23 protein-coding genes and 1 pseudogene are annotated in these 24,556 nt (G+C 72.7%); 19 read left to right on the top strand and 5 right to left on the bottom strand.

The annotated features are described in order from the left end of the window. The first annotated feature begins 328 nt into the window (after nucleotides 1-328). The 3 genes from AB0H52_RS25945 to AB0H52_RS25935 are packed head-to-tail and all read left to right on the top strand — an operon-like array spanning nucleotide 329 to nucleotide 2,384. A complete protein-coding gene (locus AB0H52_RS25945; RefSeq protein WP_151489704.1) occupies nucleotides 329-877 on the top strand; it encodes a hypothetical protein in 549 nt (182 codons plus the stop codon). A 21-nt stretch (nucleotides 878-898) separates the two neighbouring features. Further along, entirely contained in the window at nucleotides 899-1,696 is a 798-nt protein-coding gene (locus AB0H52_RS25940) for an alpha/beta hydrolase (protein WP_151489703.1), read from the top strand. 58 nt (nucleotides 1,697-1,754) lie between these two features. Continuing rightward, on the top strand, nucleotides 1,755-2,384 hold the full coding sequence (locus AB0H52_RS25935) for an HAD-IA family hydrolase (protein ID WP_278121624.1): 630 nt from the start codon (nucleotides 1,755-1,757) through the stop codon (nucleotides 2,382-2,384). Between the two features lie 68 nt (nucleotides 2,385-2,452). Here the strand turns inward: AB0H52_RS25935 and AB0H52_RS25930 are convergent. Further along, a pseudogene (locus AB0H52_RS25930) lies at nucleotides 2,453-2,737 on the bottom strand (hypothetical protein); the annotation flags it as partial. Nucleotides 2,738-2,857: 120 nt separating this feature from the next. Here AB0H52_RS25930 and AB0H52_RS25925 point away from each other — a divergent pair. Continuing rightward, a complete protein-coding gene (locus tag AB0H52_RS25925; protein WP_357950625.1) occupies nucleotides 2,858-3,346 on the top strand; it encodes a GNAT family N-acetyltransferase in 489 nt (162 codons plus the stop codon). 86 nt (nucleotides 3,347-3,432) lie between these two features. Continuing rightward, entirely contained in the window at nucleotides 3,433-4,575 is a 1,143-nt protein-coding gene (locus AB0H52_RS25920) for a polysaccharide pyruvyl transferase family protein (protein WP_357950622.1), read from the top strand. A 9-nt stretch (nucleotides 4,576-4,584) separates the two neighbouring features. Here AB0H52_RS25920 and AB0H52_RS25915 read toward each other — a convergent pair whose 3' ends face one another. Then, entirely contained in the window at nucleotides 4,585-4,791 is a 207-nt protein-coding gene (locus AB0H52_RS25915) for a hypothetical protein (RefSeq protein ID WP_151489699.1), read from the bottom strand. Between the two features lie 87 nt (nucleotides 4,792-4,878). Then, a complete protein-coding gene (locus AB0H52_RS25910) occupies nucleotides 4,879-5,136 on the bottom strand; it encodes a hypothetical protein (RefSeq protein WP_357950619.1) in 258 nt (85 codons plus the stop codon). 183 nt (nucleotides 5,137-5,319) lie between these two features. Here AB0H52_RS25910 and AB0H52_RS25905 point away from each other — a divergent pair, with 183 nt between their 5' ends. Both AB0H52_RS25905 and AB0H52_RS25900 read left to right on the top strand, forming a co-directional pair. Beyond that, nucleotides 5,320-8,760, top strand: coding sequence for an SNF2-related protein (locus AB0H52_RS25905; RefSeq protein WP_357950616.1), 3,441 nt, complete (start codon nucleotides 5,320-5,322; stop codon nucleotides 8,758-8,760). Further along, nucleotides 8,760-9,653 (top strand): SWIM zinc finger family protein, encoded by an 894-nt coding sequence (locus AB0H52_RS25900; RefSeq protein ID WP_357950614.1) that lies wholly within the window; start codon nucleotides 8,760-8,762, stop codon nucleotides 9,651-9,653. The genes AB0H52_RS25905 and AB0H52_RS25900 overlap by 1 nt, the downstream gene beginning before the upstream one ends. A 25-nt stretch (nucleotides 9,654-9,678) precedes the next feature. On the opposite strand, the gene AB0H52_RS25895 is transcribed toward AB0H52_RS25900, so the two are convergent. Further along, nucleotides 9,679-9,936 carry a DUF3040 domain-containing protein gene (locus AB0H52_RS25895; protein WP_139586530.1) on the bottom strand — a complete coding sequence of 86 codons (258 nt, stop codon included), beginning with the start codon at nucleotides 9,934-9,936 and terminating at the stop codon, nucleotides 9,679-9,681. A gap of 431 nt (nucleotides 9,937-10,367) precedes the next feature. Between AB0H52_RS25895 and AB0H52_RS25890 the strand changes: the two genes are divergently transcribed. From AB0H52_RS25890 to AB0H52_RS25870, 5 genes are read left to right on the top strand one after another with little or no spacing between them, the layout of a single operon-like run. Then, nucleotides 10,368-12,455, top strand: a complete 2,088-nt coding sequence (locus tag AB0H52_RS25890; RefSeq protein ID WP_357950611.1) for a DUF1800 domain-containing protein — start codon at nucleotides 10,368-10,370, stop codon at nucleotides 12,453-12,455. An 8-nt stretch (nucleotides 12,456-12,463) separates the two neighbouring features. Continuing rightward, nucleotides 12,464-13,846: a DUF1501 domain-containing protein gene (locus AB0H52_RS25885; RefSeq protein WP_151489695.1), complete on the top strand. Its 1,383-nt coding sequence runs from the start codon at nucleotides 12,464-12,466 to the stop codon at nucleotides 13,844-13,846. Then, entirely contained in the window at nucleotides 13,843-15,261 is a 1,419-nt protein-coding gene (locus AB0H52_RS25880) for a ferredoxin reductase family protein (protein ID WP_151489694.1), read from the top strand. Before AB0H52_RS25885 ends, AB0H52_RS25880 begins: the two co-directional genes overlap by 4 nt. An 11-nt stretch (nucleotides 15,262-15,272) precedes the next feature. Continuing rightward, nucleotides 15,273-15,887 (top strand): FMN-binding protein, encoded by a 615-nt coding sequence (locus AB0H52_RS25875; protein WP_151489693.1) that lies wholly within the window; start codon nucleotides 15,273-15,275, stop codon nucleotides 15,885-15,887. Nucleotides 15,888-15,936: 49 nt separating this feature from the next. After that, nucleotides 15,937-16,659 (top strand): FAD:protein FMN transferase, encoded by a 723-nt coding sequence (locus AB0H52_RS25870; protein WP_357950632.1) that lies wholly within the window; start codon nucleotides 15,937-15,939, stop codon nucleotides 16,657-16,659. Nucleotides 16,660-16,922: 263 nt separating this feature from the next. Here the strand turns inward: AB0H52_RS25870 and AB0H52_RS25865 are convergent, their stop codons facing one another. After that, nucleotides 16,923-17,594, bottom strand: coding sequence for a bifunctional DNA primase/polymerase (locus AB0H52_RS25865; protein WP_151489708.1), 672 nt, complete (start codon nucleotides 17,592-17,594; stop codon nucleotides 16,923-16,925). A gap of 250 nt (nucleotides 17,595-17,844) precedes the next feature. Here AB0H52_RS25865 and AB0H52_RS25860 point away from each other — a divergent pair, with 250 nt between their 5' ends. The 7 genes from AB0H52_RS25860 (at nucleotide 17,845) to mctP (ending at nucleotide 24,541) form a co-directional block, all read left to right on the top strand. Continuing rightward, nucleotides 17,845-19,074, top strand: coding sequence for a helix-turn-helix domain-containing protein (locus AB0H52_RS25860; protein WP_151489692.1), 1,230 nt, complete (start codon nucleotides 17,845-17,847; stop codon nucleotides 19,072-19,074). A gap of 16 nt (nucleotides 19,075-19,090) precedes the next feature. Then, nucleotides 19,091-19,663 (top strand): flavoprotein, encoded by a 573-nt coding sequence (locus AB0H52_RS25855; protein WP_151489691.1) that lies wholly within the window; start codon nucleotides 19,091-19,093, stop codon nucleotides 19,661-19,663. A 129-nt stretch (nucleotides 19,664-19,792) separates the two neighbouring features. Next, the gene (locus AB0H52_RS25850) at nucleotides 19,793-20,629 is read left to right on the top strand and encodes a Nif3-like dinuclear metal center hexameric protein (protein WP_357950629.1); all 837 of its coding nucleotides are present in this window, start codon (nucleotides 19,793-19,795) and stop codon (nucleotides 20,627-20,629) included. Further along, entirely contained in the window at nucleotides 20,619-21,356 is a 738-nt protein-coding gene (locus AB0H52_RS25845) for a C4-type zinc ribbon domain-containing protein (protein WP_151489689.1), read from the top strand. Before AB0H52_RS25850 ends, AB0H52_RS25845 begins: the two co-directional genes overlap by 11 nt. Nucleotides 21,357-21,359: 3 nt before the next feature. Next, nucleotides 21,360-22,487 carry a bifunctional RNase H/acid phosphatase gene (locus AB0H52_RS25840; RefSeq protein ID WP_151489688.1) on the top strand — a complete coding sequence of 376 codons (1,128 nt, stop codon included), beginning with the start codon at nucleotides 21,360-21,362 and terminating at the stop codon, nucleotides 22,485-22,487. 162 nt (nucleotides 22,488-22,649) lie between these two features. Further along, nucleotides 22,650-22,892: a DUF3311 domain-containing protein gene (locus AB0H52_RS25835; RefSeq protein WP_151489687.1), complete on the top strand. Its 243-nt coding sequence runs from the start codon at nucleotides 22,650-22,652 to the stop codon at nucleotides 22,890-22,892. Then, nucleotides 22,892-24,541, top strand: a complete 1,650-nt coding sequence (mctP, locus tag AB0H52_RS25830) for a monocarboxylate uptake permease MctP (RefSeq protein ID WP_357950603.1) — start codon at nucleotides 22,892-22,894, stop codon at nucleotides 24,539-24,541. Before AB0H52_RS25835 ends, mctP begins: the two co-directional genes overlap by 1 nt. The last annotated feature ends 15 nt before the right edge of the window (nucleotides 24,542-24,556 follow it).

Genomic DNA, 24,556 nt, shown 5'->3' with positions numbered 1-24,556 from the left:
CAAACACATGATCAACGGGCGGCTGCGTCCATGTCGGACGCCGCCCCCACCACATCCCAGCAGGTCAGACTGCTAATGGCGGCTGCCGTACTAGGCTGGTGTTTCCTGAACAGGAACGGGCGATAACTACAACGCAGCTCGGCTCGTCGGGGTTCAGTAACTGATCGGTCTTACGGCGCGGACCGGGTCCACCGGAAGCTGCGCCTTGACGGCATCCGGGTGGGCCGTAAGAGCGACCGGCAATAGGCGTCACGTGAGGGTGGACGGGGTCGACCGGCAGGCGCACTCCCCGTCGGGGGCGTTGCCCGGGCCACGCGATGATGGGCGCGTGCAGGACACCGTCGCCGTCGCGCTGATCACCGCACTGTCCACGTTGGCCGCCGCGGCCCTGACCGGGCTGGTCGGTGCCCTCAGCACCCGCCGGCAACTGGCCCATCAGCTCACCGTCGCCGGCCAGGAGAGCGCCGAGCGGCGGGCGACCCGCCGCGACGAGCTGCGGCGGGAGGCGTACGTCGGGTTCCTGAGCGCCTGCGACCGGGCGTACCGGCAGTTGGACCGGCGCTGGCTGGAGGCTGCCAAGAGCGAGCCGACGTCCGGCTACGACGAGGCGTACACGGCGATGCGCGCCGTCGACGAGGCGTACAACCTGGTGTTGCTGGAGGGTCCGGCGGACGTCGCGGCGGCGGCCCGGTCGGTGCTGGCCAGTCTCACGACTGAGTACGCCGACCAGCGCCGGCTCGGCGACGAGCCGGGCGACGCGGCAGCGCCGCTGCGGGACCGGCATCGCGACCGTTGGCTCGCCGCGATCGAGGTACGGACGAATCGCCGCATTGTGTTCGTCGACGTCGTTCGTCCGGTGTTGGATCGGGACGGGTGACGCCGACGAGCGGGAGGCCGGGTGAGCTACGCCGAGGTCAACGGGCTGCGGCTCTGGCACGAGTCGGACGGCGACGGCCGGCCGTTGGTGTTGCTGCACGGCGGCTACGGGTCGGGGGAGATGTTCGCCCCGATCGTCCCGGCGTTGCGCGGTCGACGTCGGGTGATCACCGTCGACCTGCAGGGCCACGGGCGCACCGCGGACGTCGACCGCCCGCTGCGCTACGAGACGATGGCCGACGATGTCGCCGCGCTCCTCGGCCTCCTCGGGCTGGCCAGGGCCGACGTGCTGGGCTACTCACTGGGCGGCGGTGTCGCGTTGCGAACCGCCATCCAGCATCCGGCGCTGGTGCGGCGGCTGGTGCTGGTGTCCACGCCGTGCCGGCGCGCCGGGTGGTATCCGCAGGCCCTGGCCGCCATGGCCGGCCAGGACGAGCGGGTCGGCGAACAGATGCGCGGCACGCCACCGCACCTGCTCTACGAGCGCGTCGCCCCGCGACTGCAGGACTGGCCGCGACTGTGGGCCAAGAGCGGTGACCTGCTGCGTCGGGACTACGACTGGTCGGGCGAGGTGGCCCGGCTGAGCACGCCGACGTTGCTGGTCTTCGCCGACGCCGACGCGATCCCGATCAGCCACGTGGCCGAGTTCTACGGGCTGCTCGGCGGCGGGCACCGCGACGCCGGAGGGGACGGCACCGACCGTCCCGCCGCCCGACTGGCCGTGCTGCCCGGCCATACGCACGCCGACATCGTCGGCGCGCCAACCCTGCCGGCCGTCGTGCTGCCGTTCCTCACCCACCCGGTCGGCGCCCCCACCTGACCCACCGACCGCCGAGGTCCGAGATCGGCTCAACGGGGCACCGCCCTATGCTCTGGTCGTGGATCTGTCCGGCATCGACGCGGTGCTCTTCGACATGGACGGCACCCTGGTCGACTCCGACGCCGCCGTCGAGCGGGCCTGGGAGCGATGGGCCGCCGAATACGACACCGACCCGGTGGCGGCGCTGGCCATCGCGCACGGCAGTCCCGCCGACCGCACCGTGCGCCGGTTGCTGCCCGGGCTGGACGATTCGGCGGTCGCCGCCGCCTCGGCCCGTCAGTTGGCGTTGCAGTACGACGACCTGTCCGACGTGACGCCCACCCCCGGTGCCCACGAGCTGCTGCGGACGCTGGCCCGGCTGGGGTTGCCCTGGGCGGTGGTGACCAGCGCCGACGCCCGGCTGGCCACGGCCCGGCTCGGTGCCGCCGGCATCGACCCTCCCGTGCTGGTCACGGTCGAGGACGTCCGCGCGGGCAAGCCGGACCCGGAGGGTTACCTGCGGGCCGCCGCGCTGCTCGACGTGTCGCCGGCGCGCTGCCTGGTCGTCGAGGACGCCGAGGTGGGGCTGGAGGCGGGGCGGGCGTCCGGCGCGGTGACCGCCGCGTTGAAGGGCCTCGACGGCGACGTCCGTCTCGACGACCTGACGCAGTTGGCGCACCGGCTGGAGTCGGCACCGGCGTCCTCCTGACACCGGGCCGCGACCGCCGCCGCAGCTGACCGACCGGGCCGGTGCCGGCCCGCGGCAGGCCCAGCGGGTCAGGCCAGGCGCTGGGCCAGCCAGGGGAGCAGGGCGTCGGCCTGGGCCTGCTGGAACGCGCGGACGGTGGGGATGCCCTGCGGCGGCGGGCGCCGGGCGCTGTCGGCGAAGAACCCGGCCAGCCCGGCGTGCACGCCGGTGAGCGCGCAGGCCCTCACCTCCAGGGCGTTGCGCACGCGGTTCAGTTCGTCGGCCCGCCACGGCGTGGCCGGGTGTCGACCCTCCACATCGGAGAAGACCAGGGCCACCCACTCGCCGTCGTCGACGCAGCCCAGCAGCCGGGGCGTCCCGCCCGACCCAACAACCCCATTCCCCAACCCCTCCCTCGGGGTGATCATGAGGTTGGCGGGCATTGTTGAGATCAGATCGTCCGTCAACCTCGTGATCACGAAAGGGAGGGGTCGGTGACACTTCACCTGACACCGATGACCGGGCAGGAGTTGGACCGGTTGTTGGGGCCGCTGGAGCGGGCGTACGCCGAGGATCTGGCCGCGCACCGCGGGTTCACCCCGCAGGCCGCCCTGGAGCACTCCGCGCTCCAGCTTCGGCAGCTGCTGCCGGCGGGCGCGGTCACCGAGGGCGCGCTGCTGCGGGTGGCCCGGGTCGGCGACACCGAGGTCGGCTGGATCTGGGTGACGCTGCCCGGAGCGGCCGGAGCGACCGACAAGCGCCGGGCCTGGATCCACAACATCGAGGTGGATTCCGCGCACCGGGGACGCGGGTACGCACGGCGGATGATCCAGCTCATGGAGGCCGAACTGGCCCAACTCGGCGTACCCGAGCTGGGACTGAACGTCTTCGGCTCGAACACCGTGGCGGTCGGGCTGTACCGCAGCCTGGGCTTCGAGGTCACCGCCCAGCAGATGGCCAAACGGATCGAACCGGTCGACTGAGCCGGCCCCGGGGCGGTCTCCCCGGCAGGACTGTTCACCTGCCCAGCGGGAAACCCGCGCAGACCGCACCTGGGGAGGAGCGACGGATGACGCACGGCGCCGGACTGACCATCGGTGTGCTCGGCTCGTACGGTGGCCGGAACCTCGGCGACGAGGCGATCCTCACCGGTCTGCTGACCGACCTGCGCACGCAGGAACCGAATGCCCGGATCATCGTTTTCTCTCGCAACCCGGAACACACCCGGGCCGCCCATCCGGACGTCGAGGCGGTGCCCTGGGAGGGCGTCAGCCGCACCGACTCCGCTCTCGTGCTGGCCCAGCTCGACCTGCTCATCCTGGGCGGCGGCGGGATCCTCTACGACCGGGAGGCCCGCCGCTACCTGCGGGTCGTCCGGGTCGCCCAGGAGCGCGGCCTGCCCCTGATCACGTACGCGGTGGGGGTCGGGCCGCTCAGTGACGCGGTGGACACCGGCATGGTCCGGGAGACGTTGGCCAGCGCCACCCAGGTGACGGTCCGGGACCAGGAGTCCCGGATGGTGCTGGAGGAGGCCGGACTGCTCAACCCGATCACGGTCACCGCCGACCCGGCGTTCCTCCTGGAACCGGCCGACTTCCCGGCCCACCTGCTGGCCGAGGAGGGTGTGCCGGCCGGCAAATGCCTGGTCGGCATCAGCGTGCGGGAGCCGGGACGGGCCGCCGAGCGCCTCGACGTGGACGGCTACCACCGGTTGCTGGCCCAGATCGGTGACTTCCTGGTGCACCGGATCGACGCGTACGTGCTGTTCGTGCCGATGGAACGCGACGACATCCGACACTCGCACGGGGTGCTGTCCCACATGGTCGCCGCCGAGCGGGGGCGGATCCTGCACGGCACGTACTCGCCGGAGCAGATCCTCGGGCTGATGCGCCACTTCGACCTGGCCGTCGGGATGCGCCTGCACTTCCTGATCTTCGCGGCGATGGTCGGCACACCGTTCCTGCCGCTGCCGTACGCCGGCAAGGTCTTCGACCTGGCCCAACGTCTCGGTGTGCCGGCGCTGCGCGGCGTGGAACGGGAGGTCGAGGGCCCGCTACTGGCCGAGGTGGACCGGCTGTGGGACGAGCGGGAGCAGCGCGCCGACGCCACCGCCCGACGGGTCGCGGAGGTGTGCGAGCAGGCCCGGGGCACCTCCGAGGTCACCCGCGGCGTGCTCGACAGCCTGCGCAACCAGACCCTGACCCGGGTCTGAGCCGGCGGGTCACATCGCCGGGCCGGTCCACCGGTAGCGCCACTCGCGGGACTCCTCACGGGCGTTTTCCAGCTCGTAGATCTGCGCCTGGGCCAGGCCGCCGGACCCGAGGTGGTGGTGGGTCAGCGGCGGGCGGCCATTGGTGTCCAACTCGACGGTGACGGTCTGCCCGTCCGCCGTGCCGCCGACGAGGAGGATCTGCACGGATGAAGCCATGCGCCCATCCTGCCCGTCGTGTCGGCCGCCCGCAGCGGTTAGCGGGGCAGCGCTGGAGCTGTTCCGTCGCTAGGGTCGGTGGATGGATCAGAGGATCGATCCGACGCTCGGCCCGGTCTGGCCCGCCGGCCCCGGTGGGCTGGGGCGGGGGTCCGCGCCGAGGGTGTCCACCACCCGTACCCGCAGGCCAACCGCCGTGGCGGCGAGCGCCACCCCGGCGCCGGTGTTGCCGATCCGCAGCTCGATCGGCTCGACGGTGTGCGAATCAGCGGCCGGTAACGGCAGCGCCGGCACCCGCACCCGCACGTCGACCCCAAGTCCGCCAACAACGACCAGGTCAACCATGCCCCCGACGCTAACCCGTCGTAACCCCCACCTCCACCCCACGCAATCTTGCACTTTTTGTCGCGGCGAAAGGTGCCTTTCACGCACAACGTCGACACAAAGTCCAAGATCGCGTAGGTGGGGTGCGGAAGCTCGTCCACGAGGCCGCCTATCCTGGGCGCGGGCGGCGACGAGGGGGAGCAGGTGCTGGTCATCCACGGGCTGTGGTTGCCCGGCGACGGCTCGGCCGGCGGCCTCGCCGTCTGGGGCGAGGACAGCGGCGCCGCTCCCGCTCCGACCCGCTCCGGCCGGCCGCCCCGGGAACGCCCGCACCCCTTCGCCGCCGGGCACGCCGACCTGGTCGCCGCCCTCGCCGACGCCGCCGAGCCGGCCCGTCCGGACACCGCGCTGGTCACCCTGCCCACCCGGGCGGGCGCGCCGACCGACTCACCCGAGCTGATCCGGACCGCCGTCGCACCCCCGGCCCGCGGCCGGCTCACCCTGGCCGGGTGGCGGGTGCCCATCCTGGTGTACGCCCCGGACGACGCGCTGCCGCTGCTGCGTGCCCTGGACGACGTCCCGGTGGTGCCCGGCGCGACCCTGCGCCACCTCGCCGAGCTGGCCGACTTCGCCACCGACCTGGTGGCCCGGGGCCGCGTCCTCCCGGGCGTCAGCACGACGGGTCCTGACACTGAGGCGACCGCGCGGGTGGCTGGACCGCTGCTGGCCGGGGATGGGGCCGAGGTGACCGCGCGGGCGGCCGGACCGCTGTCGGCCGGGGACGGCGCTGTGGTGACCGCACGGGCGGTGTGGCGTCCACTGCTGACCGGCACCGACGCCGGCTGGGCGCGGTCGCTGGCGTTGGCCCTGCCGCCCGCCGCCCGGGCCACGGCTGGCCCCGACGGCACCGAACTGGCGGCCGAGGCGCTGGTCGCGGACGCGTTGGACGCGTTGACCGACGCCGCCGCGCGGGCCGCCCTCGCGACCACCACGCTGGCCCGCGGGGTGCGCCCGGGCGGCCCGGCACCGGCCTGGCTGGCCGCGCTCGCCGGCCCGCACCGCGAGTTCACCGTCGATCCGGCGGCGCTGGACACGTTGCGCGGCGAGCTGGACACCTGGCAGCGCGACGCCGCAGGCGGCCCGGTGCGGGCCAGCTTCCGCCTGGTGGAACCGGCCCCCGACGAGGTGACCGAACCGATCCTGGCCACCCGCCCGGCCGCCACGGTGCCGACGGCGGCCGACTCCGTGCCGACGGCGGCCGACTCCGTGCCGACGGCGGCCGACTCCGTGCCGACGGCGGTGAACGCCGTGCCGACGGCGGTGGACACCGTGCCGACGGCGGCCGACTCCGTGCCGACGGCGGTGGACACCGTGCCGACGGCGGTGGACACCGTGCCGACGGCGGCCGACTCCGTGCCGACGGCGGCGGACACCGTGCCGACGGCGGTCCACACCGTGCCGTCGCTGGTGGACGCCGCCGGTGCCGGGCGGTGGCGGCTGGAGTTCGGGTTGCAGCCGGCCGACGAGCCGGGCCTGCACGTCGACGCCGGGCAGGTCTGGCGGGCACCGCAGACCCTCGCCGGCCTCGCCGGCCGTACGGCGAGCCCGCAGGAGACGCTGCTCGCCGAGCTGGGCCGGGCCAGCCGGCTCTGGCCGGACCTGGACTCCGCGCTGCGCACCGCCGCCCCCGAGGCGATGGAGCTGGACGTCGAGGGCGCCCACCGCTTCCTCAGCGAGGGTGCCCCGGTGCTGCACGCCGCCGGGTTCGGGGTGCTGCTGCCGTCCTGGTGGCAGCGCCGGTCGGCACGACTCGGGGCCCGACTGCGCGCCCGCAGCCGCACCGCGCCCGGCACGGTGGCCAGTGTGGACGCCGGCGTCGGACTGGACGCCCTGGTCGACTACCGCTGGGAGGTGGCGCTCGGCGACCAGCCGCTGACCGCCGACGAGTTGGCGGCGCTGGCTGAGCTGAAGACCCCGCTGGTGCGGCTGCGCGGCCGGTGGGTGGAGCTGGACCCGAGCCGGCTCGCCGCGGGCCTGCGCCTGCTCCGCTCGGCGGGGGAGCTGACCGTCGCCGACCTGCTCCGCCTCGGGCTGACCGACGGCGACGACACCGGGGCGCTGCCGGTGCTGGAGGTGACCGCCGACGGGGCGCTGGGCGATCTGCTCGCCGGTGCCGTCGAACGGCGGCTCACCCCACTGGACCCGCCGCCCGGCTTCCGGGGCACGCTGCGGCCGTACCAGCAGCGGGGGTTGGCGTGGCTGGCCTTCCTGCGGTCGCTCGGCCTGGGCGGTGTGCTCGCCGACGACATGGGACTGGGCAAGACCGTGCAACTGCTCGCGCTGCTGGCCGGGGATCCACCGGACGCCGGGCCGACACTGCTGGTCTGTCCGATGTCACTGGTCGGCAACTGGCAGCGGGAGGCGGGCCGATTCACCCCGGAGCTGCGTGTGCACGTACACCATGGTGCGGAGCGGGCGCGGGGGGCGGAGTTCACCGCGGCCGCACACGGCGCGGACCTGGTCCTCACCACCTACTCGGTGGCCGCCCGCGACGCCGCCGACCTGGCCGGCATCGACTGGCACCGGGTGGTGGTGGACGAGGCGCAGGCGATCAAGAACGCGTCCACCCGGCAGGCCGAGGCGGTCCGCGCGCTGCCCGCCCGGCAGCGGGTGGCGGTGACCGGCACACCGGTGGAGAACCGGCTCGCCGACCTCTGGTCGATCATGCAGTTCGCCAACCCGGGCCTGCTCGGGCCGGCCGCGACGTTCCGCAAGCGGTTCGCCGAGCCGATCGAGCGGCACGGCGACGCCGAGGCGGCCGAGCGGCTGCGCCGGATCACCGGCCCATTCGTGCTGCGCCGGCTCAAGACCGACTCGTCGATCATCTCCGATCTGCCGGAAAAGCTGGAGATGGAGGTGCTCTGCAACCTCACCGCCGAGCAGGCCGCCCTGTACCGGGTGGTGGTCGACGACATGCTCGCCCGGATCGAGACCAGCGACGGCATCGAACGACGCGGGCTGGTGCTGGCCACCATGACCCGCCTCAAGCAGGTCTGCAACCATCCCGCCCAGCTGCTGCGCGACGGCTCACCGTTGGAGGGCCGCTCCGGCAAGCTGGCCCGGCTGACCGAGATCCTGGAGGAGGTCCTGGCGGCGGGGGAGCGGGCGCTGCTGTTCACCCAGTACGCCGAGTTCGGCGCGATGCTGCGCGGCCACCTGTCGGCGCGCTTCGGCCGGGAGGTGCTGTTCCTGCACGGCGGCCTCGGCAAGGCCGAACGGGACGCCATGGTCGAGCGTTTCCAGTCGGCGGACGGCCCGCCGCTGTTCGTCCTCTCCCTCAAGGCCGGCGGCACCGGGCTCACCCTGACCGCCGCGAACCACGTGGTGCACGTGGACCGCTGGTGGAACCCAGCGGTGGAGGACCAGGCCACCGACCGGGCGTTCCGGATCGGGCAGCGTCGGCGGGTGCAGGTCCGCAAGTTCGTCTGCGCCGGCACGGTGGAGGAGAAGGTGGCCGCGCTGATCGCCGACAAGCGCAACCTCGCCGAGCGGGTGGTCGGCACCGGCGAGCAGTGGATCACCGAGCTGTCCACCGGGCAGCTGCGTGACCTGTTCAGCCTGGAGGCCGGAGCGGTGGTGGAGTGATGAGCACCGACCGCTTCGCCGACTACGGCCGTCCCCGCCGGGTCGACGGTGGACTGCGGGCGCGCAGCGCCCGAGGGGCGATCGGCCGGTCCTGGTGGTCGCGGCGCTTCCTGGAGGTGCTCGAGTCGTTCGCGCTCGGCACCCGGCTGACGCGGGGCCGGTCGTACGCGCGGGCCGGTCAGGTGCTCCGCCTCGACATCGCGCCGGGGCGGGTCAGCGCCGAGGTGCAGGGCTCCCGACCGCGGCCGTACGAGGTCTCCATCGCGCTGTCACCGTTCCCGGCCGCGCTCTGGACCCGGATCGAGGAGGAGTTGGCCGGACAGGCGTTCTTCAGCGCCCGGTTGCTCGCCGGGGACCTGCCCGACGAGCTGGAGGAGCTGTTCGTCGCCGCCGGCGCGCCGCTGTTCCCGGCCGGGGTGGACGAGTTGACCCAGCGGTGCAACTGCCCCGACTTCGCCGTGCCGTGCAAGCACCTCGCGGCCACGTTCTATCTCCTGGCCGAGGCGTTCGACGCCGATCCGTTCGAGCTGCTGCACTGGCGCGGCCGATCCCGGGCCCAGCTGCTCGACGCGCTCCGCGCCCGCCGCGCCGAGGCCACCGGCACGCCGGCGCCACCCGGACCATCCACCCTGGACATCGAACCGTCCCTGGTGGACACGACACCGGCCGGTACGGCCCGCGCCCTCACCGGCCTCTCGGCGACCCCGATGACACAGGCCCTGGACCGGTTCTGGTCACCGCCCGTGCCGCTGCCCGACCGGCCGCCCCGACTGGCGACCGGCCCCGACCTGCTGCTGCGTCAGCTCGGCCCACCGGCGCCGAGCATCGGCGGGCCGGGGCTGCTCGAACGGCTGCGCCGCGCGTACCGGGCGTTCGGCCCGGCCGACCGCTGAGCCGTCACGTGCACCGGCTGAGCCGTCACGTCCACCGGCGACGGAATCGCCACATGATCGCGGCGTTCGCCACCAGCACCACCGCGCAGATCGCCCCGGCGAGCCGGCCGGCGAACACGGTCATCGCCGGCAGCGACGCCCACAGCACGATCGTCAACAACATCAGATAACGGCCCCGTCGGGCCCGGACCCGATGGTCCAGCCGGGCGAAGAAGGCCGGGTCACTCTCGCGGAGCTGACGGGTGATCTGGTCGAACCTGCGCTGATCCTCTTTGCTGAGCATGGCGCTGCCTTCCCCTCACGCGTTCAGCGGTCCGGCGGCATACCCGCTGCGGTGGCCGCTCACGCTCACCCGCTGCTGGTACTTTTCCCTCGCGCGAGAGCACTTCACGTCTGGCTTATCCGAACCTTAAGTTTGCCTGTGGTGCCGAACCGCGCGGAAAGTGCCGCGTACGACCGCGCGGTCCGATCCGTGCCCGGCTGCCGCACGTACGCCCTGCTGAGAAGGTGCGCGGCCCGCCTCGGCGCGCGGCCCGGCGCGGATGTCGTACTGAGGGCTGTCTTAAGTGCCCGCACGAGGGCGTTCGGGCTGCCTTGAAGGCACCTGAGCGCTTGGTTACCTTGCCGTAGCAACCCCCTCAGGCAACAGTCGCCGCACCTGCCGCACCTGCCCGGTCGCAGCTTCCGGCGCTCATCAGAAATCGGGATTGGTACATGGCCGACCAGAATGTGCCACCACGCCGACCGCGGGACGACCGCGGTTGGGACGGACGCCAGCACCACACCGCGGACGGGTACGCCGAGCACCACCCGTCCGCGTCGTACGGGTACGACACGCCCCACCCCTATCAGGGCGGCTACCCGGCGCAGGCCGACCCGCGCGAGCAGTACGGCGACGGCTACGCACAGCCCGCCCCCGCCCCGCGTGGGCCGCAGTGGGTCGGCCCGGAGGGCCTCGGCCGCCCGGCCCCCGCCCGCACCGCCGGCACCGGACTGCCCACCCTGGACGATGACGATGAGCCGGGCCGCAAGGTCGGCCGGCGCAGGGCCATGGTCGCGATCGGTGGCACCGCCGCCGTCGTGGCCGGTGGCGCGGCCCTCGCCATGACCCCGCAGATCCGCAGCCTCTTCGGTGACGAGGCGGCCGGTGACGCGACCGGCAGCACGGTGACCGACGGCACCGCGGCGCGGCCCAGCGGCCAGCAGCCCAGCACGGTGCGCACCTACACCGAGCAGAACGAGAGCTACATGGGCTCCCGCGCCGGCGAGGCGCTGAAGAAGAACGCGCCCACCGGCGGCCGGACCTTCTCCGGCCCCGCCGCCGCGGCGGCGGAGACCCAGGTGACCGTCAAGACGGTGCTGGCCAAGGACCCGATCCTGCACCTGGCCCGCCGGACCACCTTCGGCGCGACGCCGGCCGTGGTCGCCGACATCAAGAAGCTGGGCATCGACGGCTGGATCCGCGCCCAGATGGAACCGGACAAGCTGGAGCCGAGCAAGGCCGAGTTGAAGCTCGCCGAGCTGCCCACCCAGAAGCTCGACGTGCAGCAGTTGCGCGCCCAGCGGGACCAGCTCAACGAGCAGGGCGCCCAGCCGGAGCGGGAAATGGTCGACGCCACCATCGCCCGGCAGATCTGGTCCAAGCGCCAGCTGTTCGAGGTCATGGTCGACTTCTGGAACGACTTCCTGCACGTGGCCGCCGACTTCGACGGCGGCGAGGTGTACCGCAACTCGTTCGACAAGGACGTCGTGCGCAAGCACGCCCTGGGCAGCTACCCGGAGATGCTGGTCGCCGCGAACAAGCACCCCGCGCTGCTGATCTACCTGAACCAGAAGGACTCCCGCAAGGACGCCATCAACGAGAACCTCGCCCGGGAGAACCTGGAGCTGTACTCGGTCGGCGTCGACGGCGGCTACAAGGAGCCGGACGTCCGGCAGGCGGCCATGCTGCAGACCGGCCGCGGTGTCGACGACAAGGGCAAGTACGTCTTCCGGCCCGAGCAGCACTATGTCGGCAAGGTGAAGATCCTCGGCTTCACCCACGCCAACAACTCGTCGGACCCGAAGAAGGCCGAAGCGGCCATCGACGCGTACATCACCTACATCGCGATGCACCCGTCGACCGCGAAGTACGTGGCGCAGAGCCTGGCCACCCGGTTCGTGTCGGACACCCCGCCGAAGTCCCTGGTGGACCGGCTGGCGAAGACGTACACCACCAACAAGGGCATGATCAAGCCCGTGCTGATGACGCTGTTCAGCTCCTCGGAGTTCTGGGCCGCCGTCGGTCAGAAGGTGCGCCGGCCGATGGAGTACCTGGTCGCCACGTACCGCACCCTGGGTGTGTCGCCGGACGCGTCGCCGAAGCACAACAACGGTGACAACAAGCGCACCCCGTACGCCCGGGGCCTGCGGCAGATCCACGACAAGATGCGCGAGCTGGGCCACTTCCCGATGGGCCAGCCCACCCCCGACGGGTACCCGGACGTCTACGTCGCGTGGACGTCGGCCGGCACCATGCTCAACGGCTGGAACGAGGCCGGTGAGATCGTCGCCGGTTACCGGACCACCTTCACGTTCACGGCGCCGGAGAAGTTGGTCGCCAAGCCGCCGGCGACGGCCGGCGCGTACGTGGACGCGCTCGCCCAGCGCCTGGTGAACCAGAAGCTGAGCACCCGGGAGAAGAACCTGATCCTGGGCGTGGCCGGTGTTTCGGCGACCGCCAAGGTCGACGCCACGTTCAACGGGGCCATCACCGCCGTCGCGCGGGCGATCCTCGCTTCCCCCCAGCACCACCTCCGGTGAGGCACCCGATGGAGACGACTGTGTACAACTCATTCCCCCTGCACCCCGAATGCCCCGACCTGCGGCGGCTGGCGGACAACCCGACCGAGGCCCTGCTGCGCGCCGAGGCCGACCTGGTCGCCGCCGAGAACGCGGCCGAGGCCGATCGTTACCGCACCCTGGAGGACCTGGAGGAGGCCCAGCAGGACGGTCGCGGCGTCACCCGGCGTACCTTCGTCGCCGGTGCGGCGGCCACCGCCACCGCGCTGGCCACCGCCCAGTTCGTCACCACCTCGGCGTCGTTCGCGGCGACCAAGACCGGCACCCTGATCCACGTCTTCCTCTACGGCGGGCTGGACGGGCTGAGCCTGATCGCGCCGGACAACGACCCGGTGCTCGCCAAGGCCCGCCCCGACCTGCTGCTCGGCAACGACTCGCTGGCCCTGGGCCGCGGCTTCAAGCTGACCAGCGCGTTCAAGCCGCTGGAGAAGTGGCTCACGGCCGGCCAGTTGGGCTTCATCCCGGCCGTGTCCGACGAGCGGCTGTCGCGCAGCCACTTCCAGGCCGCGGACGCCTGCAACCTGGGCGGGCTGCCCAACGAGACCGGCGGCCGGGGTTGGCTCGACGGACTGGTCGACAACCTCGGCAAGGGCACCGCGTTCCGCAGCGTCGGCATCGGCAGCACGCTGCCCCGCTCGCTGGTCGGCAACAACGGCGCGATCTCGCTGAACAACGTCGGCTCCCTGCGGCTCAACGGTGACGATCGGTTCCGGGCCGCCACCGAGAAGGCCATCAAGGGGCTCTTCACCGGGATCAACCACCCGGTCGAGGAGGCCGTGCAGGAGGGCATGGGGGCGCTGGCCACCGCGCAGAAGCTCGCCGCCAAGCCGTACCAGCCCGTCGAGGGCGTCAAGTACGAGGGCGTCGGCAACGCGTTCCAGCAGCTCGCGCAGCTCATCAAGGGTGGCGCCAACGTGCGGGTCGCCACGGTCGGGATGGGTGGCTACGACACCCACGAGAACCAGGGCACCCGTGAGGGTGGTCAACTGCACCGCCGGTTGAACGAGCTGGCCAGCGCGATGGCCGCGTTCTTCACCGACCTCGGCCCGCAGGCCGCCGACGTGACGATCATGGTGTCCAGCGAGTTCGGCCGCCGGGTCGGCTCCAACGGCGGCGGCACCGACCACGGGCACGGCGGCGTGGTCACCATCCTGTCCGGCAAGAAGCTGGCCGGCTCGCTGCTGGGCACCTGGAACGGTCTGGACAAGCTGGACTCCGGTGACGTGCCGGAGTACAACAACATGTTCAACGTCTACGGCGCGGTCGCGCAGGGCCGGTTCGGGCTCACCAACGCGGAGGTCGACAAGGTCTTCCCCCGCCAGAAGTACGCCCCGATGAAGCTGTACGCGTGACGCATTCGCACACCCACGCCGCCGGCCGCCGCACCGGGACCTCGTCCCGGCACGGCGGCCGGTCGGCGGTACCCGTACCCCCGCAGATCCCGGCCCGGCGCGGACCCGGCGGCCGGCGGCTGCTGGCCGCGCTGCTCCTGGTCGGGTTGCTCGCCAGCGTGCTGCCCTGGTGGCTGGGCACCCCCGCCGGTTCGCTGAAGTCCACCGCGGCCACCCTCAGCGCGGCAGGTCGGATCACCGGCCTGGTCGCCGGCTACCTGCTGCTCGTGCAGGTGCTGATGATGAGCCGGCTGTCGGTGCTGGAGCGCTGGATCGGCGGCGAACACCTGAGCCGCTGGCACCGCGATGTCGGTGCCACCCTGCTGGTCGCGGTGCTGGCGCACCTGTCGCTGATCCTCGCCGGGTACTCCGAACTGCGTAAGCAGTCGATCCTCGCCGAGGTGGGCACGCTCCTCGGCGAATACGAGGACATGGTCTCGGCGTTCGTCGCCGCCGGCATCATGATGCTGATCGGGTTCAGCAGCATCCGGGTGATCCGGCGCGCGCTGCCCTACGAGATGTGGCACCTGCTGCACCGGTCCAGCTATCTGGTGCTGCTGCTCGGGTTCGGGCACCAGTTCACCCACGGCGCGCAGCTCTACCGGCCCGGTCCGGTACGCACCGGCTGGATCGCGATGTACGTGCTGGTGGTCGCCGCCCTGCTCTGGGGTCGGGTGATCGCGCCGCTGGCGTTCAACCTGCGTCACCAGCTGCGGGTCGCCGACGTGGTCGCGGAGAGCCCGGACACCGTCTCCATCTACCTCACCGGCGAGCGACTCGACCGGCTGGCGATGCTCGGCGGTCAGCACTTCCGCTGGCGGTTCCTCACCCGCGGCTGCTGGTGGCAGTCGCACCCGTTCTCCGTCTCCGCCGCGGCCAACGGCCGTTGGCTGCGGCTCACCGTCAAGGTGGTCGGCACGCACACGGCGGACCTGCGCGACCTGGACCAGGGCACCCGGGTCTGGGCGCAGGGCCCCTCGGGCACCTTCACCGCCGCGCACCGGGTCCGCGAACGGGCGCTGCTGATCGCCGGCGGCAGCGGCATCACGCCGATCCGGGCCATGCTGGAGGAGCTGCCGCCGGGCGCCGCGCTCATCTACCGGGCCCGCACACCGGCCGACGTGCTGCTCAGCCGGGAGCTGGACTGGCTGGCCCAGGAACGCGACACCTCCCTCTGGTACGTCATCGGCTCCCGCGACGACCCCGGCCCCCGCCAGCTGATGAGCCCCGACGGGTTGCGTCAACTGGTGCCCGACGTGGCCCGACGCGACGTCTACCTTTGCGGGCCGCCCGGGCTGGTGGAACAGTCGGTGCGCGCCCTGCGCCGGGCCGGCGTCCCCCGCCGGCAGATCCACCTGGCCACCTTCGAGTTGTAGGAGGGCATCGCATGCGTCGCGCGTTCCTCGCGATCACCGGCCTGGCCGCCAGCACCACCGCGCTGGTGGTGCTCAAGGGTTCACCGGAGGCCACCCAGGTCGCCCAGAACCTGCCGAGCGGGCAACCGGTCAACCCCGCCGGACCGGGCGCCGACCCGAGCGCCGAACCCGCCGCCGATCCGGCGGCGGCCGCCTCGACGCCGTCGGCGGCCCCCGGCGCGCCCTCGTCGCCCACACCCACCAAGACCACCACCGCCCGCCCGTCCGGCACCAAGACGACCACGAAGGCCCCCAGCGCCCCACGGACCACCACCAAGGCGCCGCAGTCGACCACCCGCCGGGTCACCGGAGCCGGCTTCGACGCCAAGGACGGCAGCGAGACGTACGGGTACGTCCAGGTCCAGATCGTCGTCTCCGGCAACCGGATCGTCGACGCCGTGGCGCTGTCCCTGCCCAGCGGGGGTGAGTCCGACATCCACAGCGGCGACGTCCGCAGCAGCTACGACGGCAGCGGCGGCGAGGTGGTGCGGAAGCAGAACGCCAACCTCAACACCGTCTCCGGTGCCACCGCGACCAGCAACGCCTACAAGCAGTCCCTGCGGGCCGCCATCGAGCAGGCGTTCTGACGTGCCGGCGGCGCTGATCCGTCCGGGGTTGTGCCGGGTCGAGCAGATCATGGGTACGACGATCACGCTCGACCTCGCCGACGACCTGCCACCGGCGACCCTGCGCGAGCTGGCGGACGACGTCTTCGCCTGGATGCGGGAGGTGGACGGCCGGTTCAGCACGTACAAGCCGGACAGCGAGGTGTGCCGCTTCGACCGGGGTGAGGTGCTGCTCTCTGAAGCGTCGGCGGACCTGCGGTTCGTGCTGGAGGCGTGCGCCGACCTGTGGGGCGCCACCGACGGGTTCTTCGACGCCTACGCCACCGGCCGGCTCGACCCGTCCGGGTTCGTGAAGGGTTGGGCCGCGCAGGTCGCCTCCGACCGGCTGCTCGCCGCCGGGGCCGGCAACCACTGCCTGAACGCCGGCGGCGACGTGCGGGTGCGGGGCCTGTCCCCGTCGGGGGAGCCGTGGCGAATCGGCATCCGGCACCCGTGGGAGGCCATGGCGACCTGCCTGGTGCTCACCGGGACGGACCTGGCCGTGGCCACCTCCGGCGTGTACGAGCGGGGACGGCACGTGCTGGATCCGCGCCGGGGCGTGCCGGCCGGTGGGCTACGGTCGGTGACGGTGGTCGGCACCGACCTGGGCGTGGCCGACGCGTACGCCACCGCCGCCCTGGCCATGGGCGTCACCGGGATCGGCTGGCTGGACCGCCTCGACGACCACACCCACGCCGTCGTCACCGACGACGCCCGGCAGTACCACTCGGTCAGCCTCCCGCTGACCGACTAGCGGAGCGGGCGGTGCGTGCCGGCGGGACGGGAACCGGTGGGGCGGGGGCGACCGGGGCGCGAGCCGGACGGCCGGGTGCCGGCCCAGCGGTGTCCTGGGTGGCTGCGCCGGGGCGGCTCGGTGCCGCCGGGATGAGGCGCTCTGTCGTCGGTGGACATCGTTCCCCCGTTCGTGGCGCTCGTCCGCGCCGTCCCCCTGTCAACGAGGACCGGCGCCCCGGCGACGCTGTCGGGCACCGGATGGATCGGCCGCCGGTCGTGGTGTCACATGCCCCGCCGGGGCAGTGGCAGGTGACCGGGGAGCAGGTCGGGTGCGAGCGTCACACCGTTGGCACGCAGCGCCTCGATCAGCGTGTTCTGCACGAGGTACGAGTCGGGGAGTTGCCAGCGGGCCTGCTCCGGGGCGACCGCCCAGCGGACCGGCCCCTCCGGCAGGCGGGTGGGTGGGGCGGGAATCCACGAACCCGGCCCGTGCCGGACCACGTGGAAGCAGTGCTCCAACTCGGGGCGCAGCGGATCACCGGGGCGGACCAGGAACATCCACCGTCCGGTGGGGGTGACCAGCACCGGCCCGCGTACGCCGGTGCCGGCCGGGTGGATCTGCACCGCGTCGAGCACGGGCCGGCCGAGGTTGGCGTGCACCTCCAGCACGTCGAAGGCGCGACCGGTGGGCAGCAGCACGCCGTGCGGGCGGGTGCGCCACCAGGTGGCGACCCGGGCCGGGTCGGCGCTGGCCGCCAGCTCCCAGTTCTCCAGGGCGGGGTGGCAGCCCACGGTGGGGCAGCCGGCCCGGCCGCAGACGAAGCGGCTGCGGGCCAGACACGCCCCGGGCGTGACCTCCCACCCGTGTGTGGCGTAGCGCATGGCGACCCGGCGCAGCCGGACGCGTTCCAATGGCGACAGTTCGGCGACGCGCGGTGCGACGTTCCCCCACATGTGTGCCATCTCCCCTCGTCGGGCCCGGCGGATGCCAGGTCGCGTGTCGAGCACCGTCACTGCCGTAACCCACGATCGTTGAGGTTGACGAACGGCTCGTGCAACTTGCACGAAAAGTACGAGGACTGGCTGTACGGCTGACGCACACTCTGTGCGACCAGCGAAAACTTCAAGACGGACGACGGATCGCCGCACCCGCGGACATCGTCGCGGCCCGATGGGCCGGCCGCGCCAGGGGAGGGATGGGGAGATGGACGAGCTACCCATAGGGCGGCGAGTGGCCTACTGGCGGGGGCGGCGCAAAATGTCGCAGCAGGTCTTCGCGGACCGGCTGGGCAAGTCGAAGAGCTGGGTGGACAAGGTCGAGCGGGGCGTCCGCCGGCTGGACAAGTTCTCCGTCCTCTACGAGATCGCCGACATCCTCCAGATGGACGTCCAGCTGCTCCTGGGCAAGGACCCGGAGCGGCGCGCCGACGCGCTGAACTGCATCGACCAGGTCGAGGTGCAGGAGATCCGGGCGGCGCTGGAGCGGTACGACTCGATGAGCGCGTACTTCGACGCGGCGCCGTCCCCGCCGCCGTTGGACGACATGCGCAAGGCCGTCAACCACGCCTGGCTCACCTACCAGTACGGCCGCTACGGCATGCTCACCCGGGCGCTGCCCAAGCTGCTGCGCGACGCGCAGGCGGCCGACGCCGCCTACGGCGGGGACCGCGCCGCGGAGGCGGCCCACCTGCTCGGGCAGGTCTACCAGATCGCGTCCTCGGTGCTGCGCAAGCTCGGCGAGTGCGAGCTGGCCTGGCTGGCCGCCGACCGGTCGATGGCGGTGGCCCAGCGGGCCGACGATCCGCTGCTGGCCGGCATCGCCACCACCCGCGTCTGCAACGCGCTCGTCGCGATGGGCCGGGCCCGCCCCGCGCTGGAACTGAACGTCCAGATCGCCAACCGGCTGGCACCCGCCAGCGGCACCGAGGTGTCCCCGGCCCAGCTCTCCGTCTACGGGATGCTGCTGCTGCAGGGCGCGATGGCGGCCTCCCGCATCGGTGACTCGGCCAGCGTCGACGATTTGATCAACGGTGCCGCGGAGGCCGCCGCCCGGCTCGGCGGCGACCACAACCACTACTGGACCTCGTTCGGCCCGACGAACGTTGAGCTGCACCGGGCCGCCGCCGCGGTGGAACTGGGCGACGGGGGCCGGGCGGTGGAGGTGCACCAGTTGCACATCGTGGAGCCCGCGTTCAACGCGTTGCTGCCCGAACGCCGCGCGCACCACCTGCTCGACATCGCCCGCGGCTACGCCCAGATCGGCGACGTGGCGAACGCGGGTGAGGCGCTGCTGCGCGGTGACCGGCTCGCCGCGTCGGAGATCCGCTGCCGGCCGATCGCGCACGAGGTGATGTCGGACATCCTGCGTCGCACACGTGGTGCGCCGCCTTCTCCGATAGCGGAGTTGGCTGAGCACATGGGAGTAGGGGTATGAGCGCGGAGCCGGTTTGATGGCCGGTTCACCGCGCACCAGCACGCACCGTGAGGTGCTCTATGTCATCGCCTGCGGTTCGCCGCTGGCCCGCGAGGTCGGACATCTGGTCGGCCTGGCCCAGCAGGACGGTTGGGACGTCTGTGTGGTCGTCACGCCGGACGGGGCCAAGTTCGTCGACCAGGCCGCCCTGGTCCGGCAGACCGGCCACCCGGTGCGGACGCACTACAAGAACCCGGGTGACCCGGACGTCCTGCCGCCCGCCGACGCCATGATCGTCTGCCCGGCCACCGTCAACACGGTCAACAAGTGGGCGGCGGGAATCGCCGACACGCTCGCGCTCGGGCTGCTGGTCGAGGCGCAGGGCAAGGGCATCCCCATCGTGGCGGTGCCGTACACCAATGCCGCGATGGCCGCCCACCCGGCGTTCCGGGCCGGCGTGGCCCGGCTGGCCGACTGGGGTGTCACGATGCTCTTCGGCGACCACGTGGTCGCCCTGCACCCGCCCGGGACCGGCGAGCAGCACCTGCACGCGTTCCCGTGGCAGGTGCCGTTGGCGGCGCTGCGCAGCGTCTCCTGCCGCGCCGCCTGACCACCCGGCGGGCGTGCCGGCACGTCGCCCGCCCGGCGCGGTCGGGCCGGGCGTCGCCGCCCGACGGCCCGTACGCCGGTAAGCTGGCCCGCCGTGAGCACAATCGGATCCACCCCCACGGTGACCGACGTGGTGGCCGAGTTGGAACGGCGCTACCCGCCGGTCTGGGCGGAGGAGTGGGACCGGGTGGGCCTGGTGCTCGGCGAGCCGGCCGCCCCGGTCCGCCGGGTGCTCTGCGTCGTCGACGTGGTGCCCGAGACGGTCGCCGAAGCCCTGGCCGTCGGTGCCGACATGATCGTCGCGCACCATCCGCTGCTGCTGCGCGGGGTCTCCTCGGTCGCCCCGACGACGTTCAAGGGGCGGATCGTCCATCAGCTGATCCGCGCCGGGGTGGCCCTGTACGTGGCGCACACCAACGCCGACGTGGCGTCCCCGGGTGTCTCCGATGCCCTCGCCGCCCGGTTCGGCCTCACCGGGCTGCGCCCGCTGCAGCGACCCGCGCCCTCCTCGCCCGCCGCCGGCGACGACCGGGGGTTCGGCCGGATCGGTGAGCTGCCCCGCCCGATGACCCTCGCCGAGCTGACCCGGCATGCCGCCGCCGTGCTCCCCGTCACGTCCTGGGGAGTTCGCGCGGCGGGGGATCCCGGGCGTATGGTTCGTACCCTCGCCGTCAGCGGCGGGTCGGGGGACAGCTTCCTCGGCGCCGCGACCGCCGCCGGGGTGGACGCGTTCCTCACCGCCGACCTGCGGCACCATCCGGCCGGCGAGCACCTCGCCGGCGATGGACCCGCCCTGATCGACGCCGCCCACTGGGCGACCGAACGACCGTGGCTGGACGACCTGGCCGCCTCCCTGCGGGAGGCGCCGGGCGTCGAGACGCTGGTGTCCGACCTGGACACCGACCCGTGGACCGTGCACGCCGCCGCACCCGTTGTGGACGACAAGGAGCCCGACCGTGAAGGCTGACCCTCAGGTGCAGCGCCGCCTGCTCGACCTCCAGGCGATCGACACCAACCTCGCCCAGCTCGCCCACCGCCGGCGTTCGCTGCCGGAGCGGGCCGAGCTGGAGGCGCAGGCCCGGGAGCTGTCGTCGCTGGAGGACGAGCGGGTCCGCGCCCAGGTGGCGGTCGACGACCTGGACCGGGACATCGCCCGGCTGGAGAAGGACGTCGAGCAGGTCCGTGCCCGCAAGGAGAAGGACCAGAACCGGCTGGCCGCCGGCACCGGCCCGGCCCGGGAGCTGGAGGCGCTCCAGCACGAGCTGGTCTCGCTGAACCGGCGTCAGGGCGACCTGGAGGACGCCGAGTTGGAGCTGATGGAGCAGCGGGAAACCGCCCAGGGCGTGCTGGACGGCGTGGAACAGCGACTGGCCGACACCCGGGACAAGCGGGCCGCGACCGAGCAGCGTCGGGACGACACGCTGGCCGAGATCGCCAAGGAGGAGGAGTTCAAACGGGGCGCCCGTCAGCCGCTCGCCGCCGACCTCCCGTCCGACCTGGTCACCCTCTACGACAAGATCCGCGAGGACACCGGGCTGGGCGCCGCCCTGCTCACCGCCGGCCGCTGCGGCGGCTGCCGGTTGGAGCTGTCCGGCGCCGACCTGGCCCGGATCCGCAAGGCCGCCCCGGACGACGTGGTCCGCTGCGAGGACTGCCGCCGGATCATGGTCCGTACCAACGAGTCGGGTCTGTAGGTCGTGGCGCCGCGCGTGGTCGTCGTCGAGGCCGACGGCGGGTCCCGGGGCAATCCGGGGCCGGCCGGCTACGGCGCGGTGGTGCGTGACCCGGAGACCGGCGAGGTGCTCGCCGAGCGTTTCGAGTCGCTCGGCACGGCGACCAACAACGTCGCCGAGTACCAGGGCCTGATCGCCGGGTTGACGGCCGCCGCCGAGCTGGGCGCCGCCGAGGTGGACGTCCGGATGGACTCCAAGCTGGTGGTCGAGCAGATGTGCGGCCGGTGGCAGATCAAGCATCCCGGCCTGCGTCCGCTCGCCGCCCAGGCGGCCGGGCTGGTGGGCCGGTTCACGGCGGTGCGGTTCGGGTGGATCCCCCGCGGCCAGAACCGGCACGCCGACGCGCTGGCCAACGCCGCGATGGACGCCGCCGCGGGTCGCCCCCCGGCGGCGACGCCCGCCGCCGCACCGACTGTCGGCAGCGACCCGGCGACCGCGCCGGCGTCCTGGGAGCCGCGGCCGAGCTTCACCGCGACCCGGCTGATCCTGGTCCGGCACGGCGAGACCGAGTACACCGAGCAGCGGCGGTACTCCGGCCGCGGCGACGTGCCGCTGTCCGAGCGCGGCCGGGCCCAGGCCGTGGCCACCGGCGCCCGGGTGGCCGCGCTGGCCCCGTCGGTCGCGGCCGTGCTCAGCTCACCGCTGTCCCGGTGTACGGCCACCGCGGCGGCGATCGCCGGGGCGCTCGGTGACGTGCCGGTGCGCACGGAGGACGATTTGATCGAGTGCGACTTCGGTCAGTGGGAGGGGCGCACCTTCGCCGAGGTCCGCGAGCGGTGGCCGGGGGAGATGGACGCCTGGCTCGCCTCGCCCCGCGTCGCCCCGCCCGGCGGCGAGTCGTTCACGCACGTCGCCGAACGCGCGCACCGCGTGATCGCCGGGCTGCTCACGGCGTACCCCGGGGAGACCGTGGTGGTCGTCTCGCACGTGTCGCCGATCAAGCTGGTGCTGCGCGACGCCCTCGCGGCCGGCGACGGCTTCCTGCACCGGCTCTTCCTGGACGCGGCCGGCATCTCGGTGCTCGACAGGTGGCCCGACGGTGGCGTCGCGGTGCGCACGGTCAACGACACCGCCCACCTCGCGGCCGGCTGAGCCGGCCCACCGTCCGTTCGCCCGGCTGGTCGGCCGCGCCGTTTGGCGCAGCCGGTCGGCCGTTCGGCGCAGCACCTCCCGAGTGATCCACGTGACGGCGGTCACAGAGTCGTAGCCTCCGGCCGTTACATCGAGAGCCTCGACTCCCCGGAGGTGTGTCAGATGGCTGCACCGGAACCGGAGGCGCCCACCACGGCGCCGACCAGGGCGAAGGACCACAGCCCCTGGAACTGGTTGCTCTTCGTTCCCATCGTGGTGCCGCTGATCCCGGTCTTCTTCAATGGCGACTCGCCCCGGGTCTTCGGCTTCCCGCGCTTCTACTGGCTGCAACTGGCCTTCATCCTGCTCGGCGTCGGCACCACCACCCTGGTCTACCAGATGACCAAGAAGCGGGGTGACTCCTGATGTGGCGCGACCATCTCACCGAGATCATCGTCTTCTCCCTGCTGTTCCTCCTGGTCAGCGCGATGGGCTTCGTGGCCGCCCGGTGGCGGGCGCCGAAGGACATGGCGCACCTCGACGAGTGGGGGCTGGGTGGGCGCAGCTTCGGCGGTTGGATCACCTGGTTCCTGGTCGGCGGTGACCTCTACACGGCGTACACCTTCGTGGCGGTGCCGGCGCTGATGTTCGGCGCGGGTGCGGCCGGGTTCTTCGCCGTGCCGTACACCATCGTCATCTACCCGCTGGTCTTCCTGGTGCTGGTCCGGCTCTGGTCGGTGTCGCACCGGCACGGGTTCGTCACGCCGGCCGACTTCGTCCGTAACCGGTTCGACTCGCCGGTGCTGGCGCTGCTGATCGCGATCACCGGGATCGTCGCCACCATGCCGTACATCGCGTTGCAGCTGGTCGGCATCGAGTCGGTGCTCAAGACGATGGGCGTCACCGGCGACAACGCGCTGGCCCGGCACCTGCCGATCATCATCGCGTTCGCCATCCTCGCCGCGTACACCTACCAGTCGGGGCTGCGCGCGCCGGCGTTGATCGCGTTCGTCAAGGACAGCCTGATCTACATCGTCATCCTGGTGGCGATCGTCTACCTGCCGTACAAGCTGGGCGGCTGGGGGGACATCTTCGCCGCCGCGGACGCGAAGTTCGACGCGTCGCCCAACCCGAACGACGGCATCCTGCTCAACGGCAACAACCAGCTTCAGTACGTGACGTTGGCGCTCGGCTCGGCGTTGGCGCTCTTCCTCTACCCGCACAGCATCACCGGCGTGTTGGCCAGCAGGAACCGCGACGTGATCAAGCGGAACATGTCGGCGCTGCCCGCGTACAGTCTGCTGCTCGGGTTGATCGCGCTGCTCGGCTACATGGCCATCGCGGCCGGGGTGAAGCCGCTGCCCGGCGCATCGGCTGGCAGCGTGGACAACAACACCATCGTGCCGCTGCTGTTCGATCAGCAGTTCCCGGACTGGTTCGCCGGTGTGGCGTACGCGGCGATCGGTATCGGCGCGCTGGTCCCGGCGGCGATCATGTCGATCGCGGCGGCGAACCTGTTCACCCGCAACATCTACAAGGAGTACCTGAAGCGCGACGCCTCCCCGGCCCAGGAGGCGAACGTCTCCAAGGTCGCCTCGCTGGTGGTGAAGGTCGGCGCGGTCGCCTGCATCGTCTTCCTCGACCCGCAGTTCTCCATCGACCTCCAGCTCATCGGCGGCGTCATCATCCTGCAGACGCTGCCGGCCGTGGCGCTGGGCCTCTACACCCGCTGGTTCCACCGCGGCGCGCTGATCGCCGGCTGGGCGGTCGGCATGGGCCTGGGCATGTGGATGCTCTACCAGGTCGCCAGCCCGACCCGGAAGCACTTCGGTGGCTCGGCGTTCCCGCTGTCGGAGTTCGGCTTCGACACCGCCAGGACGATCTACGTCGGCATCGTGGCGGTGCTGGTGAACCTGGCCGTCGCGGCGCTGCTGACGCTGGCGTTGCGGGCGGCGAAGGTGGCCGAGGGGGTCGACGGCACCACTGCGGACGACTACTTCGCCGACGAGGGCGACCCTCGGGTCACCCCGGGCACCGAGAGGAACGCCGACTCGGCCCGCGAACCGGTCGCCTGACCTCGGGTACGCCCG

The organism is Micromonospora sp. NPDC050695 (assembly GCF_040654415.1).
Lineage (GTDB): Bacteria > Actinomycetota > Actinomycetes > Mycobacteriales > Micromonosporaceae > Micromonospora.
Note: the sequence above shows the minus strand (reverse complement) of the source record. Positions and strands in the feature narration are given on the sequence as shown.

Excerpts from the sequence above, each read along its gene's own strand:
- mctP (WP_357950603.1), top strand. The coding sequence starts at position 22,892 with ATGTGGCGCGACCATCTCACCGAGATCATCGTCTTCTCCCTGCTGTTC.
- AB0H52_RS25835 (WP_151489687.1), top strand. The coding sequence starts at position 22,650 with ATGGCTGCACCGGAACCGGAGGCGCCCACCACGGCGCCGACCAGGGCG.
- AB0H52_RS25895 (WP_139586530.1), bottom strand. The coding sequence starts at position 9,936 with ATGCTCAGCAAAGAGGATCAGCGCAGGTTCGACCAGATCACCCGTCAG.
- AB0H52_RS25870 (WP_357950632.1), top strand. The coding sequence starts at position 15,937 with ATGGGTACGACGATCACGCTCGACCTCGCCGACGACCTGCCACCGGCG.
- AB0H52_RS25915 (WP_151489699.1), bottom strand. The coding sequence starts at position 4,791 with ATGGCTTCATCCGTGCAGATCCTCCTCGTCGGCGGCACGGCGGACGGG.
- AB0H52_RS25920 (WP_357950622.1), top strand. The coding sequence starts at position 3,433 with ATGACGCACGGCGCCGGACTGACCATCGGTGTGCTCGGCTCGTACGGT.
- AB0H52_RS25875 (WP_151489693.1), top strand. The coding sequence starts at position 15,273 with ATGCGTCGCGCGTTCCTCGCGATCACCGGCCTGGCCGCCAGCACCACC.
- AB0H52_RS25855 (WP_151489691.1), top strand. The coding sequence starts at position 19,091 with ATGGCCGGTTCACCGCGCACCAGCACGCACCGTGAGGTGCTCTATGTC.
- AB0H52_RS25910 (WP_357950619.1), bottom strand. The coding sequence starts at position 5,136 with ATGGTTGACCTGGTCGTTGTTGGCGGACTTGGGGTCGACGTGCGGGTG.
- AB0H52_RS25885 (WP_151489695.1), top strand. The coding sequence starts at position 12,464 with ATGGAGACGACTGTGTACAACTCATTCCCCCTGCACCCCGAATGCCCC.
- AB0H52_RS25860 (WP_151489692.1), top strand. The coding sequence starts at position 17,845 with ATGGACGAGCTACCCATAGGGCGGCGAGTGGCCTACTGGCGGGGGCGG.
- AB0H52_RS25890 (WP_357950611.1), top strand. The coding sequence starts at position 10,368 with ATGGCCGACCAGAATGTGCCACCACGCCGACCGCGGGACGACCGCGGT.
- AB0H52_RS25865 (WP_151489708.1), bottom strand. The coding sequence starts at position 17,594 with ATGTGGGGGAACGTCGCACCGCGCGTCGCCGAACTGTCGCCATTGGAA.
- AB0H52_RS25900 (WP_357950614.1), top strand. The coding sequence starts at position 8,760 with ATGAGCACCGACCGCTTCGCCGACTACGGCCGTCCCCGCCGGGTCGAC.